This window comes from Streptomyces gilvus, assembly GCF_022513565.1.
GTDB classification, from domain to species: Bacteria; Actinomycetota; Actinomycetes; order Streptomycetales; family Streptomycetaceae; genus Streptomyces; species Streptomyces gilvus.
Map to the genome: position 1 here is coordinate 45962 of NZ_JAKWBE010000028.1, position 15395 is coordinate 61356.

11 protein-coding genes and 1 pseudogene are annotated in these 15395 nt (G+C 70.3%); all 12 read right to left on the reverse strand.

Features of this window, described 5'->3' with window-relative positions:
• Positions 1-41 precede the first annotated feature (41 nt).
• Positions 42-887, reverse strand: a complete 846-nt coding sequence (gene prmC, locus MKW14_RS32180; RefSeq protein ID WP_240868662.1) for a peptide chain release factor N(5)-glutamine methyltransferase — start codon at positions 885-887, stop codon at positions 42-44.
• 40 nt (positions 888-927) lie between these two features.
• The gene (prfA, locus tag MKW14_RS32185) at positions 928-2004 is read right to left on the reverse strand and encodes a peptide chain release factor 1 (RefSeq protein ID WP_240868664.1); all 1077 of its coding nucleotides are present in this window, start codon (positions 2002-2004) and stop codon (positions 928-930) included.
• A gap of 109 nt (positions 2005-2113) precedes the next feature.
• The gene (rpmE, locus tag MKW14_RS32190) at positions 2114-2338 is read right to left on the reverse strand and encodes a 50S ribosomal protein L31 (RefSeq protein WP_019753312.1); all 225 of its coding nucleotides are present in this window, start codon (positions 2336-2338) and stop codon (positions 2114-2116) included.
• Between the two features lie 123 nt (positions 2339-2461).
• Positions 2462-3595, reverse strand: a complete 1134-nt coding sequence (locus MKW14_RS32195) for an LCP family protein (RefSeq protein WP_240868667.1) — start codon at positions 3593-3595, stop codon at positions 2462-2464.
• A 206-nt stretch (positions 3596-3801) separates the two neighbouring features.
• Positions 3802-5607 (reverse strand): trypsin-like serine protease, encoded by a 1806-nt coding sequence (locus MKW14_RS32200; protein ID WP_240868670.1) that lies wholly within the window; start codon positions 5605-5607, stop codon positions 3802-3804.
• Positions 5608-5743: 136 nt separating this feature from the next.
• The gene (gene rho, locus MKW14_RS32205) at positions 5744-7765 is read right to left on the reverse strand and encodes a transcription termination factor Rho (protein WP_240868672.1); all 2022 of its coding nucleotides are present in this window, start codon (positions 7763-7765) and stop codon (positions 5744-5746) included.
• A gap of 405 nt (positions 7766-8170) precedes the next feature.
• A complete protein-coding gene (thrB, locus tag MKW14_RS32210; RefSeq protein ID WP_240868675.1) occupies positions 8171-9088 on the reverse strand; it encodes a homoserine kinase in 918 nt (305 codons plus the stop codon).
• A gap of 283 nt (positions 9089-9371) precedes the next feature.
• On the reverse strand, positions 9372-10430 hold the full coding sequence (gene thrC, locus MKW14_RS32215; protein ID WP_240868677.1) for a threonine synthase: 1059 nt from the start codon (positions 10428-10430) through the stop codon (positions 9372-9374).
• A 6-nt stretch (positions 10431-10436) separates the two neighbouring features.
• Positions 10437-11729 carry a homoserine dehydrogenase gene (locus tag MKW14_RS32220; protein ID WP_240868680.1) on the reverse strand — a complete coding sequence of 431 codons (1293 nt, stop codon included), beginning with the start codon at positions 11727-11729 and terminating at the stop codon, positions 10437-10439.
• Between the two features lie 150 nt (positions 11730-11879).
• Positions 11880-13271: a diaminopimelate decarboxylase gene (gene lysA, locus MKW14_RS32225; protein WP_240868682.1), complete on the reverse strand. Its 1392-nt coding sequence runs from the start codon at positions 13269-13271 to the stop codon at positions 11880-11882.
• A 13-nt stretch (positions 13272-13284) separates the two neighbouring features.
• Positions 13285-14358, reverse strand: coding sequence for an ArgS-related anticodon-binding protein NrtL (nrtL, locus tag MKW14_RS32230; protein WP_240868684.1), 1074 nt, complete (start codon positions 14356-14358; stop codon positions 13285-13287).
• A gap of 404 nt (positions 14359-14762) precedes the next feature.
• Positions 14763-15227: pseudogene (locus MKW14_RS32235) on the reverse strand (response regulator); the annotation flags it as partial.
• Positions 15228-15395: the final 168 nt, after the last annotated feature.

A 15395-nucleotide genomic window follows, 5' to 3' on the forward strand; every position in this document is an offset into this window, starting at 1 on the left:
CAACGTGTTCCTGGGATCCAGACAAGCTCTCTGGGCGGTGCTCACGGCAGTGCCTTGCGGGCCGTGGCGAACCGGGGGCGGTTGTTGAGGTCGGGGTGGTCGGCCGCGTCGGCCCAGCCCCGCTCCTCGGTGAAGATCCACGGCACCTGGCCGCCCTGGGTGTCGGCGTGTTCGACGACGACCACCCCGCCGGGGCGCAGGAGCCGGTGTGCGGTCCGTTCCAGACCGCGGATGAGGTCGAGGCCGTCCTCACCGGAGAACAGGGCGAGTTCGGGATCGTAGTCCCGCGCCTCGGGGGCGACGTACTCCCATTCGGTCAGCGGGATGTACGGCGGGTTGGAGATGACCAGGTCGACCTGTCCGTCGAGGTCGGGAAAGGCGTCCAGCGCGTTGCCCTGCCGCAGGTCGACCCGCGAGCCCTCGACGTTCTTGCGGGTCCAGACCAGGGCGTCCTCGGAGAGCTCCACGGCGTGCACCTTGGAGCGCGGGACCTCCTGGGCGAGGGCGAGCGCGATGGCGCCGGAGCCGGTGCACAGGTCGACGATGGTCGGCTCGACGACGTCCATCGCGCGTACGGCGTCTATGGCCCACCCGACCACGGACTCGGTCTCCGGCCGCGGCACGAACACGCCCGGCCCGACGTGGAGTTCGAGGTAGCGGAAGTAGGCCCGCCCGGTGATGTGCTGCAACGGCTCGCGCTGCTCGCGCCGGGCGATGACCTCCCAGTACCGGGCGTCGAAGTCCGCGTCCTTGACGGAGTGCAGCGCGCCCCGCTTCACGCCGTGCACGAACGCGGCGAGCTCCTCCGCGTCGTTGCGCGGCGAGGGCACGCCGGCGTCGGCCAGCCGCTGGGTGGCCTGTGCCACCTCTGCGAGCAGCAGGTTCACGCATTCCTCCGTGTCGTACTGGGTCGTGCGTCGGTACCTCTTAGGCGGCCGCCAGCTTCGCCGCCGAGTCCGCGTCGACGCAGGCCTGGATCACCGCGTCGAGGTCGCCGTCCAGGACCTGGTCCAGGTTGTACGCCTTGAAGCCGACGCGGTGGTCCGAGAGGCGGTTCTCCGGGAAGTTGTACGTGCGGATCTTCTCGGAGCGGTCGACGGTGCGGACCTGGCTACGGCGGGCGTCGGCGGCCTCCTTCTCCGCCTCCTCCTGCGCCGCTGCGAGCAGCCTGGAGCGCAGGATACGCATCGCCTGCTCCTTGTTCTGCAGCTGGCTCTTCTCGTTCTGGCAGGAGGCGACGACTCCGGTGGGGATGTGCGTGATGCGCACGGCGGAGTCGGTCGTGTTGACGGACTGGCCGCCGGGGCCGGAGGAGCGGTAGACGTCGATGCGGAGGTCGTTGGGGTTGATCTCGACGTCGACCTCCTCGGCCTCGGGCGTGACCAGCACACCGGCGGCGGAGGTGTGGATACGGCCCTGGGACTCGGTCGCCGGCACGCGCTGCACGCGGTGCACACCGCCCTCGTACTTCAGCCGCGCCCAGACGCCCTGCCCGGGCTCGGTGGCGCCCTGGCCGCCCTTGGTCTTCACGGCGACCTGGACGTCCTTGTAGCCGCCCAGCTCGGACTCGGTGGCGTCGATGATCTCGGTCTTCCAGCCGACGCGCTCGGCGTAGCGCAGGTACATCCGCAGGAGGTCGCCGGCGAACAGGGCCGACTCGTCGCCGCCCGCGCCCGCCTTGATCTCCAGGATGACGTCCTTGTCGTCGCTCGGGTCGCGCGGGACGAGCAGCAGCCGCAGCTTCTCGGTGAGTTCCTCGCGCGTCTTCTCCAGCTCCTTGACCTCTGCGGCGAAGTCCGGGTCGTCGGCGGCGAGTTCACGGGCGGTCTCGATGTCGTCGCCGGTCTGCTTCCAGGAGCGGTACGTGGCGACGATCGGGGTGAGCTCGGCGTACCGCTTGTTCAGCTTGCGCGCGTTGGCCTGGTCGGAGTGGACCGACGGATCGGCGAGCTTCTTCTCCAGGTCGGCGTGCTCACCGACGAGGTCCTCGACGGCCTCGAACATCTCTGGGCTCCTGATACTGCGAACGAAAAGGGGAAGGCGGGCGACCAAAAACGCCGGTCCCGGCGCGCCTGTGGAAGGGCGCGGCCGTGGACCGGCGGATTGGAGCTCGCTACTTCTTGGAGCCGGCCGCAGCCTTGCCGAAGCGGGCCTCGAAGCGGGCCACACGGCCACCGGTGTCGAGGATCTTCTGCTTGCCCGTGTAGAACGGGTGGCACTCGGAGCAGACCTCGGCGCGGATGGTGCCGCTGGAGATCGTGCTGCGGGTGGTGAACGACGCGCCACAGGTGCAGCTGACCTGCGTCTCGACGTACTCGGGGTGGATGTCGCGCTTCAAGGTGTCTCCTAGTTCCGGGAGGGCGCCGGGTCGCCGCCGCGGGATGCGACAGGCGTGAACCGGAGCCGACGTACCAGTCTGCCAGGACTGGGGCCATCCCCCAAAACCGGGGGCCTGGGCGATCTATTCCACGACGCCCCGGGCTTCGCCGGACGCCGTGTCCTTGGTGGCGCTCGCCGGGATCGGCAGGTCCTTGCGCAGGGCGTCCCAGACCTGCTGGGCCTTGGCCTTCTCGATGATGACGCGGTTGGGGTTCGCCGGGTCGTACCGGACCGGCATCGTCACCATGTGCATCTTCGAGGAGCCGATGCCCTTCAGACCGTTCGCGAAGGACATCAGGGAGTTGACCGAGCCCAGGTCGGAGTCGGTGGTGACGGACTTGGTGGCGGTGTCGGCGAGGTCGTACAGCTTCTTGGGGTTGGTGAAGATGCCGACGTGCTTGACCTGGTCGACCAGGGCCTTGATGAACGCCTGTTGGAGCTGGATGCGGCCGAGGTCGGAGCCGTCGCCGACGCCGTGCCGGGTGCGGACGAGGCCCAGGGCCTGCTTGCCGTCGAGGGTGTGCGTGCCGGCCTTGAGGTCGAGGTGGCTCTGTTTGTCGTCGATGTTCTTCGTCGTGGTGACGGGGACACCGCCGAGTTCGTCGATGAGCTTCTCGAAGCCCTGGAAGTCGACCTCGAGGTAGTGGTCCATGCGCAGCCCGGTGAGCGACTCCACGGTCTTCACCGCGCAGGCCGCCCCGCCCGTGGAATAGGCGGAGTTGAACATCACGCCGGAGGCGGCGTCGTGCTTCTGGCCCTTGGTGTCGGTGCACTCGGGGCGGTCGACGAGGGTGTCGCGGGGGATGGAGACCACGCCGGCGCTCTTGTGGCCCTTGTAGACGTGCACGATCATCGCGGTGTCCGAGCGGGCGCTGCCGTCGTCGGCGCCGCCGCCGAGCTTCTTGTTGCTCCCCGAGCGCGAGTCCGAACCGAGGACCAGGATGTTCTCGGAGCCGCCCGCGACCTTGGTCGGCCGGTCGGTGCCGAGGGCCTGGTTGATGTCGACGCTCTTGATGTTGCCGTTGAGCTTGAAGTACAGGTAGCCGGCTCCGGTGCCGCCCAGCACGACGATCCCCGCGGCGGTCCAGGCCATCAGGATCAGGGCCTTGTGGTGCTCGCTGCGCGGTTTGCGGCGACGCCCCTTGGCGCGACGGCGCGGACCGTTGGTCCCGGTGTCACCCGGTATACCGGGGTCCGGAGTGCTCTCGGCTGACATGTGCTCCTCGAATCTCGTACGGTCGGTTACCCCCTGCTTTCAGGGACAGGCCTGGATCGGCGCGGCTGGTACCGCTCCATCGTCGCTCCGTCCGGTCAGACGGGGAAACTCGGGAAAGGGTTGCACAACGCACTGTGCCCAACCCGTGGAAGGTTGGGCACAGAGCGTCACTGAGGTTGACGGGCGTACCGCCGTCACCAGGGGTTTCAGCCGAAGAGGTCGTACTGCTGGAAACCGCCACCGACCGAGACTCTTGTGGCAAAGATCTCGCTCGTGGCCTTACCGGTGCCCTTGTAGAGATACAGGGTGCCGCCGGGCGTGCGGGCGAGGAAGTCGGCCCGGCCGTCGCCGTTGACGTCCCCGATCGCGTCGAAGGCGTTGTAGCCGGTCCAGGCGCTGCGCACCTTGGTCCGGGCCGAGAAGGCACCCGTACCGGACTTTCCGGTGCCCTTGTAGAGGTACAGGTCCCCGGTGCTCCGGTTGCGGGCGAGCAGGTCGGCCTTGCCGTCGCCGGTGAAGTCGCCCTTGCCCCGCAGGACGTCGTACTGGTTCCAGCCACCGCCGACCTTCACCCGGGCGGCGAAGGTGCCGTTGCCCTTGCCCGGGTAGATCCACAGCGTGCCGCCGGAGTCGACGGACAGCAGGTCGGGCAGGTAGTCGCCGGTGACGTCGCCCGGGGTGACGATCCGGGTCCGGGTCGTCCAGCCGCTGAAGATCTTCGTCCTGGCCCAGGAGTCGCTGGAGGGCACGTAGTGCAGCCAGTAGACGTCGCCGGTGGAGCTCTGGCGCAGCACCAGGTCCTGGTAGCCGTCCCGGTTCAGATCGGTCTGCAGGACGACGTTGACCCCGTCGTACGACCCCAGGGAGACCCGGGCGGCGAACGCGGAGCCGGTGGAGTCCTTCTCGAACGCCTCCTTGGTGGAGGAGTTGCGCACGAACAGATCGGCCTTGCCGTCCGTGGAGCTGAGGTTGGTGTCGTCGACGTTCGCGTAGGCGGCGCCGACGTAGCTGCTGACCTTGGTGAAGACGCTGTAGTAGCCCTTCTTCACACAGTTCTCGACGCCCCAGGAGACGACGCCCACGATCCGGTTGTTCACGACCAGCGGCCCGCCGGAGTCACCGTTGCAGGAGGCCTTGGTCCCGCTGTCGGTGCCGCTCTGCGTGCCGGCGCAGATCATGTGCCCCTTGACGTAAAGGGAGCCCCAGGCGGCGGAGCAGGTGGTGTCGGCGTGGATGGTCAGCGCGGCCGACTTCAGCGTCTGGGAGATGTCGCTGCTGCTGGAGCTGGTGCGCCCCCAGCCGTAGAGCCGGGCGGGGGTGCCGCCGGCGTACGAGGCGGTGTCGCCGGACGTCGTCATCCGCAGGGGCGTGGCGGTGACCGGCGCGGCGAGGGTGAGGACGGCGATGTCGTTGTTGACGGTCGTCGGGCTGAACGACGGGTGGTTCCACTGCCGCAGCGGCAGCGAGACGGTGCCGCCGTGCAGGTCGGTGTTGCCCGAGCTGTCGGTCGTCGGGGTCTGCGAGGTGCCGGTCAGGACGGCGCCGTAGGCCTTCCAGTTGTAGGCCTTGCCGTTCTCGTCCTTGACGCAGTGCGCGGCGGTGAGGATCTTCGTCGGCGCCACGACGGTGCCGCCGCAGAAGAAGCTCACGACGTTGCTGCTGTCGGAGTCGTCGTAGTACCACAGCTGCGCCATCCAGGGCGCGGTGGTGAGGGTGGTGTCGGTGCCGCCGATGACCTGCGGCGAGACGGTCGAGCCGGTCGTGCTCGCGCTGTAGGACGACCTCGCGGCGCTGGGCTCGGTGGTGAGCGCGCCGGCGATGCGCTTGGTCAGCTCGGCGACCGGCACGGAGCGGGTGGCCGGCTTGGCGGTGGGCGTGGGCACCGGGGTCGCGGCGTTCGCCGACGCGGTGGACAGCGCGATCCCGACGGCCGCGGCGACGCCCGCGGCGGCGACGGGCAGCCCGAAACGAATCCGGCGTCTGTGACGCCCGCCGGACAGGGATGTGGACAAGGAGGTTCCCCCAGGGGACACAAGTGACAGGAGGGGGCGTTGCGAGCACGCCCCCTCCTATCAGCGCCAAAGGGCCGGCCCCCGTCACTCTCGTGACGGGGGCCGGCCCTGACACCCTCAGGGGCGCGGGGAGCGCTCAGTCTCCGTTGCCGGGGGTCGGCGTCGTCTTCTGGATCTGCATCAGGAACTCGACGTTCGACTTGGTCTGCTTCATCTTGTCGAGGAGCAGCTCGATCGCCTGCTGCTGGTCGAGCGCGTGCAGCACCCGGCGCAGCTTCCAGACGACGGACAGCTCCTCGTTGCCGAGCAGGATCTCTTCCTTACGGGTGCCGGACGCGTCCACGTCCACCGCCGGGAAGATGCGCTTGTCGGCGAGCTTCCGGTCGAGCTTGAGCTCCATGTTGCCGGTGCCCTTGAACTCCTCGAAGATCACCTCGTCCATGCGGGACCCCGTGTCCACCAGCGCGGTGGCGAGGATGGTCAGCGAGCCGCCGTCCTCGATGTTGCGGGCCGCACCGAAGAAGCGCTTCGGCGGGTACAGGGCGGTCGAGTCGACACCACCGGACAGGATGCGGCCGGAGGCCGGGGCGGCGAGGTTGTACGCACGGCCCAGACGGGTGATCGAGTCGAGCAGCACGACCACGTCGTGACCCAGCTCCACCAGACGCTTCGCCCGCTCGATGGCGAGCTCGGCGACCGTGGTGTGGTCCTCGGCCGGGCGGTCGAAGGTCGAGGAGATGACCTCGCCCTTGACCGACCGCTGCATGTCGGTGACCTCTTCCGGACGCTCGTCGACCAGGACGACCATCAGGTGGCACTCGGGGTTGTTGTGCGTGATCGCGTTGGCGATCGCCTGCATGATCATGGTCTTGCCGGTCTTCGGCGGGGCCACGATCAGACCGCGCTGGCCCTTACCGATCGGCGACACGAGGTCGATGATGCGGGTCGTCAGCACGCCCGGGTCCGTCTCCAGACGGAGGCGGTCCTGCGGGTAGAGCGGGGTCAGCTTGTTGAACTCCGGGCGGCCACGGCCGTGTTCGGGCGCCATGCCGTTGACGGAGTCCAGCCGCACCAGGGCGTTGAACTTCTCGCGCCGCTCGCCTTCCTTGGGCTGGCGGACCGCACCGGTGACGTGGTCGCCCTTGCGCAGGCCGTTCTTGCGGACCTGGGCGAGGGAGACGTAGACGTCGTTGGGACCCGGGAGGTAGCCGGAGGTCCGGATGAAGGCGTAGTTGTCCAGGATGTCCAGGATGCCCGCGACCGGGATCAGGACGTCGTCCTCGGCGAGCTGCGGCTCGGCGCCGCCCATCTCGTCACGGCCGCGACGGCCACGACGGTCCCGGTAACGGCCCCGGCGGCCACGACGGCCGCCCTCGAAGTCGTCGTCGTCCTGCGGACCGGCGCCCCGGTCCTGACGGCCGCCGCCCTGCTGCTGGTTCTGCTGCTGACGCTGGCCCTGCTGGTCGTCGCCCTTGCGACGGTCACCGCGGTCCTGCCGGTCCCCGCGCTCGCCGCGGTCCTGCCGGTCGCCGCGGTCACGGCCGCGGTCCCTGCGGTCGCGGCGGCCACGGCCCTCGCCGTCACCGGCGTCGCCCTTGGCCTCGCCCTGCGGCTGCGCCTGGGCCGGGTTCTCGGCCTTCGGCTCGCTCTTGGCCTCGGCGACGATGGTCTCGGCGCTGTTCGACGCGGGGGCGCCGGCCTCGGCGGTGGCCCGGCGACGACGGCGCTCGGTGGGCGCGTCCTCGCTCGCGGGCTGGCCGGGAATCTCGATCTGCTGCTGGGCCACGGCCGTCTCGGCGGGCGCCTCGGCCGACTTCCTGTCGGCGGCGGGAGCGGCGTCGTCGCCGGTACGGGCCTTGGAGGTGGCCCGGCGCTTCGGCTTGGTCTCGGCGGCGGCGTCGGCCTTGGCAGCCGGGGCCCCACCTCCCGCCTGCGCCTCCTTGATGACCTCGATCAGCTGGCTCTTGCGCATCCGCGCGGTGCCCCTGATACCGAGGCCCGAGGCGACCTGCTGCAGCTCGGCCAGCACCATGCCCTCGAGGCCGGTACCGCGGCGCCGCCGGGAGCCGGCACCGGTGGCAGGCGCGGAGGCGTCCGTGGCGGGCGCGGCAGCGGTCTCCTCGACACGTGCGCCCATCAGATCGGTGGTGTCGCTCACGAAGGGTCCTTCCCTGGAGCGGACGTCGGCCTTCTGGCTCGGCGACCGGTTGTGCTTCCGGCTTGGTCCTTGGTGTGTGGACCGCGCCGGGGCGGTGGTCCGCCAAAGATGGCGGAGGCGATATCTGGGATGGCGCTTCCCAAAGCCGTGGCACCGAGTGCCGGTGTCACATGACCTGGTCGCACCGATTCCGGAGCGTGCCCGGCAAGTCGCTCAGTGCCCGCGTACGAGGTACTGCCCACGTACGTCGTACGGACCACAGTGCGGCTTGGGAGGCTCCCGGAAGAATGTCTGTCCCGGACGGGGACACGAAGCACCTCGCCATGGTGGGGTCGGGTGCAGACTTGAGGTTAACACTACCGGATCCAACAAACATTCCCCCTCTCGAAATCCGGCAACCGTGTGTCAGGTCGCAAGCGGCAGCACGCTCGCTCCCCGGGCGTCGAGGTCGAGCCGGTTGGCGGCCCACCCCTCGCCTGCCAGATGGGACACCTTGTCGGCGCTGTCGGCGTCGACCAGCGCCAGCACCGTGGGCCCGGCTCCGGAGATGACCGCCGGGACCCCGTCGGCCCGCAGCCGCTCCACCAGCGCGGCGCTCTCCGGCATGGCCGGGGCGCGGTACTCCTGGTGCAGCCGGTCCTCGGTGGCGGGCAGCAGCAGCTCGGGGCGCCTGGTCAGGGCCTCGACGAGCAGGGCCGCCCGGCCCGCGTTGGCGGCGGCGTCGACGTGCGGCACGGAGCGCGGGAGCAGTCCGCGCGCGGTCTCGGTCAGGACCGGCTTTCCGGGCACGAAAACCACCGGAACGATGGAATCGGCGGGCTCCAGCCTGATCGCCCGGGCGGCCCCCGCCTCCATCCAGGCGATGGTGAAGCCGCCGAGCAGACAGGGGGCCACGTTGTCGGGGTGGCCCTCGATCTCGGTCGCGAGCTCCAGCAGCGCGGTGTCGTCGAGCCGGGCCTCGCCGCCTATGGTCACGGCGCGCGCGGCGACGATCCCGGCGCAGATGGCGGCGGAGGAGGAGCCCAGGCCGCGGCCGTGCGGGATGCGGTTGGCGCACACGATCTCCAGGCCGCGCGGCTGTCCGCCCAGCAGATCGAAGGCGGTGCGCAGGGACCGTACGAGAAGGTGGTTTTCGTCACGTGGCAGCGTCTCGCTGCCCTCGCCGGCGATGTCGATGTGCAGCCCGGAGTCGGCCACCCGCACGACGACGTCGTCGTAGAGCCCCAGCGACAGACCCAGGGCGTCGAAGCCCGGGCCGAGGTTGGCGCTGGTGGCGGGGACGCGCACCCGCACGGCGGCGGCGCGGAACGCTGGACCGGCCATCGCTCGACGACTCTCCTTGAGCTGCGTGATTGTCGAATGGCATTCGATTGACATTCGATGACGTACGAAGACCCTGCGGGCCGTGGAGACGGCGCGGTACCCGCCAGATGCGAGGGCATATGCGGCGGGCGGGTTCGGTACAGCCTATCGAAGGAAGGTTCTGTGGCGACATAGGGCGCACAGGAGGCGCACGATGCGTGTCGTAAGCCCCCTGTGCACCCCCGTAGGGACAACCCCCGGAGTCGCTGAGGAGTTCCCGGTCGGGGTCCTGGTCGGTCCCCGGTCAGGCGAGGCCGAGGCGCTCCGCGGCGGTGGCCGCGTCGACCGGGACGGTGACCGGCTGCGGGGCGCCGGCGACGGCCCAGTCGGGGTCCTTGAGGCCGTTGCCGGTGACGGTGCACACGATGGTCTGGCCCGGGTCGACCTTGCCCTGCTCGGCGGCCTTCAGCAGACCGGCCACGGAGGCGGCGGAGGCGGGCTCCACGAAGACGCCCTCCTGGGAGGCCAACAGCCGGTAGGCGCGCAGGATCTCACGGTCCGTCACCTCGTCGATGGCCCCGCCGGACTCGTCCCGCGCGGCGAGCGCGTACTGCCAGGACGCGGGGTTGCCGATGCGGATGGCGGTGGCGATGGTCGACGGGTCCTTGACCACCTCGCCGCGCACGATGGGCGCTGAGCCGGAGGCCTGGAAGCCCCACATCCGGGGCTTCCGCTTGGCCACGCCGTCGGCGGCGTACTCCGTGTAGCCCTTCCAGTAGGCCGTGATGTTGCCCGCGTTGCCGACCGGCAGGACGTGGATGTCGGGCGCGTCGCCGAGCATGTCGACGATTTCGAAGGAGGCCGTCTTCTGTCCCTCGATGCGCACCGGGTTGACCGAATTGACCAGCGCCACCGGGTAGTTGTCGCTCAGCGAGCGGGCGAGGGTGAGGCAGTCGTCGAAGTTGCCGTCGACCTGGAGGATCTTGGCGCCGTGCACCAGCGCCTGTCCCATCTTGCCCAGCGCGATCTTGCCCTGCGGCACGAGCACGGCCGAGACCATGCCCGCGCGCACGGCGTAGGCGGCCGCGGAGGCGGAGGTGTTGCCCGTGGAGGCACAGATGACTGCCTGCGCGCCCTCCTCCTTGGCCCTGCTGATGGCCATGGTCATCCCGCGGTCCTTGAAGGACCCGGTCGGGTTCGCGCCCTCCACCTTCAGGTGGACCTCGCAGCCCGTGCGCTCGGAGAGCACCTGCGCGGGCACGAGGGGCGTGCCGCCCTCGCGGAGCGTCACGACCGGCGTGGTGTCGGAGACGGGCAGCCGGTCCCGGTACTCCTCGATGATTCCGCGCCACTGGTGGGTCATTGCTGGTTACTCTCCTTCAACCCGCATGATGCTGGCGACACCCCGCACGGTGTCGAGCTTGCGCAGCGCCTCGACGGTCCCGGACAGGGAGGCGTCGGACGCGCGGTGGGTGACGACGACGAGAGAGGCCTCGCCGTCCTTGCCCTGTTGCCGAACGGTGTCGATCGACACCCCGTGCTCGGCGAACACCGTCGCGACCTGGGCGAGAACACCCGGTTTGTCGGCGACGTCGAGGCTGATGTGGTACCGCGTCACGACGTCGCCCATGCCCGACACGGGCAGCGCGGCGTACGCCGACTCGCCGGGACCGGTCGCGCCGCCCAGCCGGTTGCGGCAGACGGCGACGAGGTCGCCGAGGACGGCGGAGGCGGTGGGGGCGCCGCCCGCACCGGGCCCGTAGAACATGAGCTGCCCACTCGCGTCGGACTCCACGAACACGGCGTTGTACGCGCCCCGGACCGAGGCCAGCGGATGCGTGAGCGGGATCATCGCGGGATGGACGCGCGCGGTGACCGACTGACCGTCCTCGGCCCGCTCGCAGATGGCGAGGAGCTTGATGGTGCAGCCCATCTCCTTCGCCGAGCGGAAGTCGGCGGCGGTGACCTCGGTCATGCCCTCGCGGTAGACGTCGTCCAGGCGCACCCGCGAGTGGAAGGCGATCCCGGCGAGGATGGCGGCCTTGGCGGCGGCGTCGAAGCCCTCGACGTCGGCGGTGGGGTCGGCTTCCGCGTACCCCAGGGCGGTGGCCTCGTCGAGGGCCTCCTGGTACCCGGCGCCCATCGAGTCCATCTTGTCGAGGATGAAGTTGGTGGTGCCGTTGACGATCCCGAGCACCCGGTTGACCTTGTCGCCGGCGAGGGACTCGCGCAGCGGCCGGATCAGCGGGATCGCGCCCGCGACGGCGGCCTCGTAGTACAGGTCCCTGCCCCGCTCCTCCGCCGCCGCGTGCAGCGCGGCCCCGTCCTGGGCGAGCAGCGCCTTGTTGGCGGAGACGACGGAGGCCCCGTGCTCGAAGGCGGTGGTGATCAGCGACCGGGCGGGCTCGATCCCGCCGATGACCTCCACCACGACGTCGATGTCGCCGCGTTTGACGAGGGCGGTGGCGTCGGTGGTGACGAGTTTCGGGTCGATGCCCTCCCGGACCTTGCCGGGACGCCGTACCGCGACCCCCGCGAGTTCGACGGGGGCCCCGATCCGGGCGGCGAGGTCGGCCGCGTGCGTCGTCATGATGCGCGCCACCTCTGAGCCGACAACCCCACAGCCCAGCAGCGCCACCTTCAGCGGACGCGTACGCATCATCCGACCTCGTTTCCTCATACCGTCTACGGTTGGACCAGTCTCACTCACCGGACGGGACTTTCTGCCGATTGTCCGAATCCTGAGACATCTATTTCATTTGTACGGGCCTGAAAGACCGAAGATCTTCCGCCCCCGTCCCTATGGCCGGCCTCACCCGACGTCGAGCCGGAGAAGATCCTCCTCGGTCTCCCGCCGCACGATCACCCGCGCCTCGCCGTCCCGCACGGCGACGACCGGCGGCCGCAGCACGTGGTTGTAGTTGCTGGCCATGGACCGGCAGTACGCCCCGGTCGCCGGTACGGCGAGGAGGTCACCCGGTGCCAAGTCGGCCGGCAGGAACGCGTCCTTGACCACGATGTCCCCGCTCTCGCAGTGCTTGCCGACGACCCGCGCGAGCATGGGCTCGGCGTCGGAGGCCCGGGAGACGAGGGCGACGCTGTACTCGGCGTCGTAGAGCGCGGTCCTGATGTTGTCGGACATGCCTCCGTCGACGGAGACGTACGTCCGCAGCCCGTCGAGGGGCTTGATGGTGCCGACCTCGTAGAGCGTGAAGGCGGTGGGCCCGACGATGGCGCGTCCGGGCTCGACGGAGATCCGGGGCGTGCGGAGCTTGGCCGCGTCGCACTCACGGCTGACGATCTCGGTGAGCGCCTTGGCGATCTCGTGCGGCTCCCGGGGATCGTCGTCACTGGTGTAGGCGATCCCGAGCCCACCCCCGAGGTCGATCTCGGGCAGCTCCACCCCGTGCTCGTCCCGGATGTCCTTGAGCAGTCCGACCACCCGATGTGCGGCGACCTCGAAGCCGGACATGTCGAAGATCTGCGACCCGATGTGGGAGTGGATCCCGATCAGCTCGAGCCCGTCGAGCTGCAGGGCCCGCCGCACGGCCTCCGCGGCCTGCCCCCCGGCGAGCGGAATCCCGAACTTCTGGTCCTCGTGGGCGGTGGCGATGAACTCATGCGTGTGCGCCTCCACCCCCACCGTGATCCGGATCTGCACCCGCTGCCGCTTGCCGAGCTCCTGCGCGATGTGGGCGACCCGCACGATCTCCTGGAAGGAGTCGAGCACGATCCGCCCGACCCCGGCGGTCACGGCCCGGCGGATCTCCTCGGTCGACTTGTTGTTGCCGTGGAAGGCGATCCGGTCGGCGGGCATACCCGCGGAGAGCGCGGTGGCGAGCTCGCCCCCGGAGCAGACGTCGAGATTGAGCCCTTCCTCGTCCAGCCACCGCACGACGGCCCGCGAGAGGAACGCCTTGCCCGCGTAGAAGACGTCGGCGTCGTGCCCGAAGGCGGTACGCCAGGCACGCGCCCGGGCACGGAAGTCGGCCTCGTCGAGGACGTACGCCGGGGTGCCGAACTCCTCGGCGATCGCCTTGACGTCGATCCCGCCGACGGTCACGACCCCGTCGGCGTCCCGGCGCACGGTCTGCGCCCACACCTTGGAGTCGAGGGTGTTGAGGTCGCTGGGCGGTGCCGAGTAGTGCCCCTCGGGCAGGACATCGGCGTGACGGGGCCCGGCGGGGTGTGCGGAACGGCTCATCTTCGGTCGTCTTTCAGAGGTGTTGGGGTGCGTCGATGCCGAGCAGGGACAGGCCACCGGCCAGCACCGCCCCGGCGGCTTCGGCAAGAGCGAGCCGGGCACGGTGGGCGGCCAAGGGTTTCTCCTCCCCCCGGGGCAACACGGCGGGGAGCAGGGGCAGCAGGGCATCGGCAACGGTGACGAGATGCCGGGCGAGGCGATCGGGGGCGTGGTCGGTGGCGGCGGCGAGGAGGACGCGGGGGTGGTCGGCCAGGGCGGTGAGGAGGGGGGTGGGGTCGGGGGGCTGGGTGAGGGGGCGGGGCGGCAGCAGACCCCCGGACCCGGCAGTCGGCCCTTCTCCACCCGCGGGCCCACCACCCGGCGACGCGCCACCGCCGGACAGTCGTACGTCCCCGGGTTCCGCGGCGAATCCCAGGGCGGCGGCGTTGCGGGTGAGGGCACGGGTGCGGGCGTAGGCGTAACGGACCCGGAAGAGCGGATTGCTCTCGCGCTGGACCAGCTGGTCGGCGGTTATACGGGGCCGGTCGTGCGGGGCGAGATGCAGCAGGGCCCAGCGGGCGGCGTCGGGACCGAGCAGAGCGGGGTCCCCGGGCGCCGGGACGGGCCGGAGACTGACGGGTTCGGCGTGCTCGACCTCGGCGCGGCCGCCCTGGGAGGCGATGATCCGGGTGAGCGCGTCGGCGACGACCTCGGCGCGCACCTCGTACGGAATGCGCAGCTCGACGATCCGGCCGGCAAGGGCGTCACTGCGGCCGTACGCCGTCCCCGCCCGCAGAATGTCCCGCACGAGGCCGACGGGAGCGGCACCCTCAAGGCTGATGTTGATGAACCCGGGCCCGGTGACGGCGACACCGGCGACCCCATCCGTAGCGACCAGATGCCGACACAGAATCTCGGCGACCCGAAGGGGCGGCTGCCCGGCGGGGCGGGCGAGCTGGAGGGCGATGCTGGTGGCGTAGTCACCGCAGCCCCCGGGCCCGGGCGGGGTGACAACGGCCCGTGCCGGCACGGCAACGCTCAGTTCCCCGTCGTCAACAGCACAACGCACCGCGCGCAGCACGGTACGGGAGAGCTCGACGGGGGTCACGGGACAAGCGTAGGGGAGGAGGGGGGTGGGTAGGCGAGCAGGTTTGGGCGGGGTATCGGGATGTGGGACGGAGGTCGGGGGCGGGGCCACTGGGGCCGATCGGATGACGGCGGCGTCGGTCACACACTGGCCGGCCATCGGTCAGGTGACGCCGAGGGGTTACGGACCCCAGGGAGGCCGTCGGCGCCCACGGGCGGCGCACCCATCAGACACGAACGCCGGCCGCACAGCTGCACAGCCCCTTGCTAGGGAAGCCCGGCGTCACTGAGGCCGACGTCTTGGAGATCGCCGCCATGAAGCCCATCGTCACCTGGACCACTGTCGCTCAGACCACTCTCGTTCAGACCACTCTCGTTCAGACCACTGTCGTGGAACTCTCCGTCACTCAGCCCGGCGTCATGACGCCCGGCACCCCCCTCTCCCCCGCCCCGGTTCCGCCCGCCCCGCTGCCGCTGGATCAACTGCTGCACGAGCCGTACGAGTTCGGCGGGCTCAAAGGGTTTGGCAAGAAAGGCGTCGACGCCGACGTCCAGCCCGGCCTCGACCTCGTAAGACGTACAGGCACTCACGATGGCGAGGGGAAGATCACGCGTCCGCGGATCGGACCGCAACCGAGCCGCGGTACGCAGCCCGTCCAGCCTCGGCATGACGACGTCGAGGGTCACGACATCGGGCCGCACCTCATGAACGAGATCCAGACACTCGACACCATCGGCCGCGGTCACGACCTCAAGCCCCTCCAGCTCGAGATTGACCCTGATCAGCTGCCGGATGACCTTGTTGTCGTCCACAACAAGCACCCGGCCCGAAGCGCCTGGCACAACTCGAGAGTAGGTCGACCCCGGCCACCGCGTCCGGCTTTTCCCCACTTCCACCGCGCACGAGGGACACGACGGGGGACGACCTCACCCCCGCCCCCGCACCGCCGGCGCCACCCACAGGAACCCCGCCCCGGACCCCACGACCGACACCGCAAAACCCGTTCATGAACACCCCGAAGGAGCTGGTAGGGTTCTACCCGTCGCCGCCAAACCAGG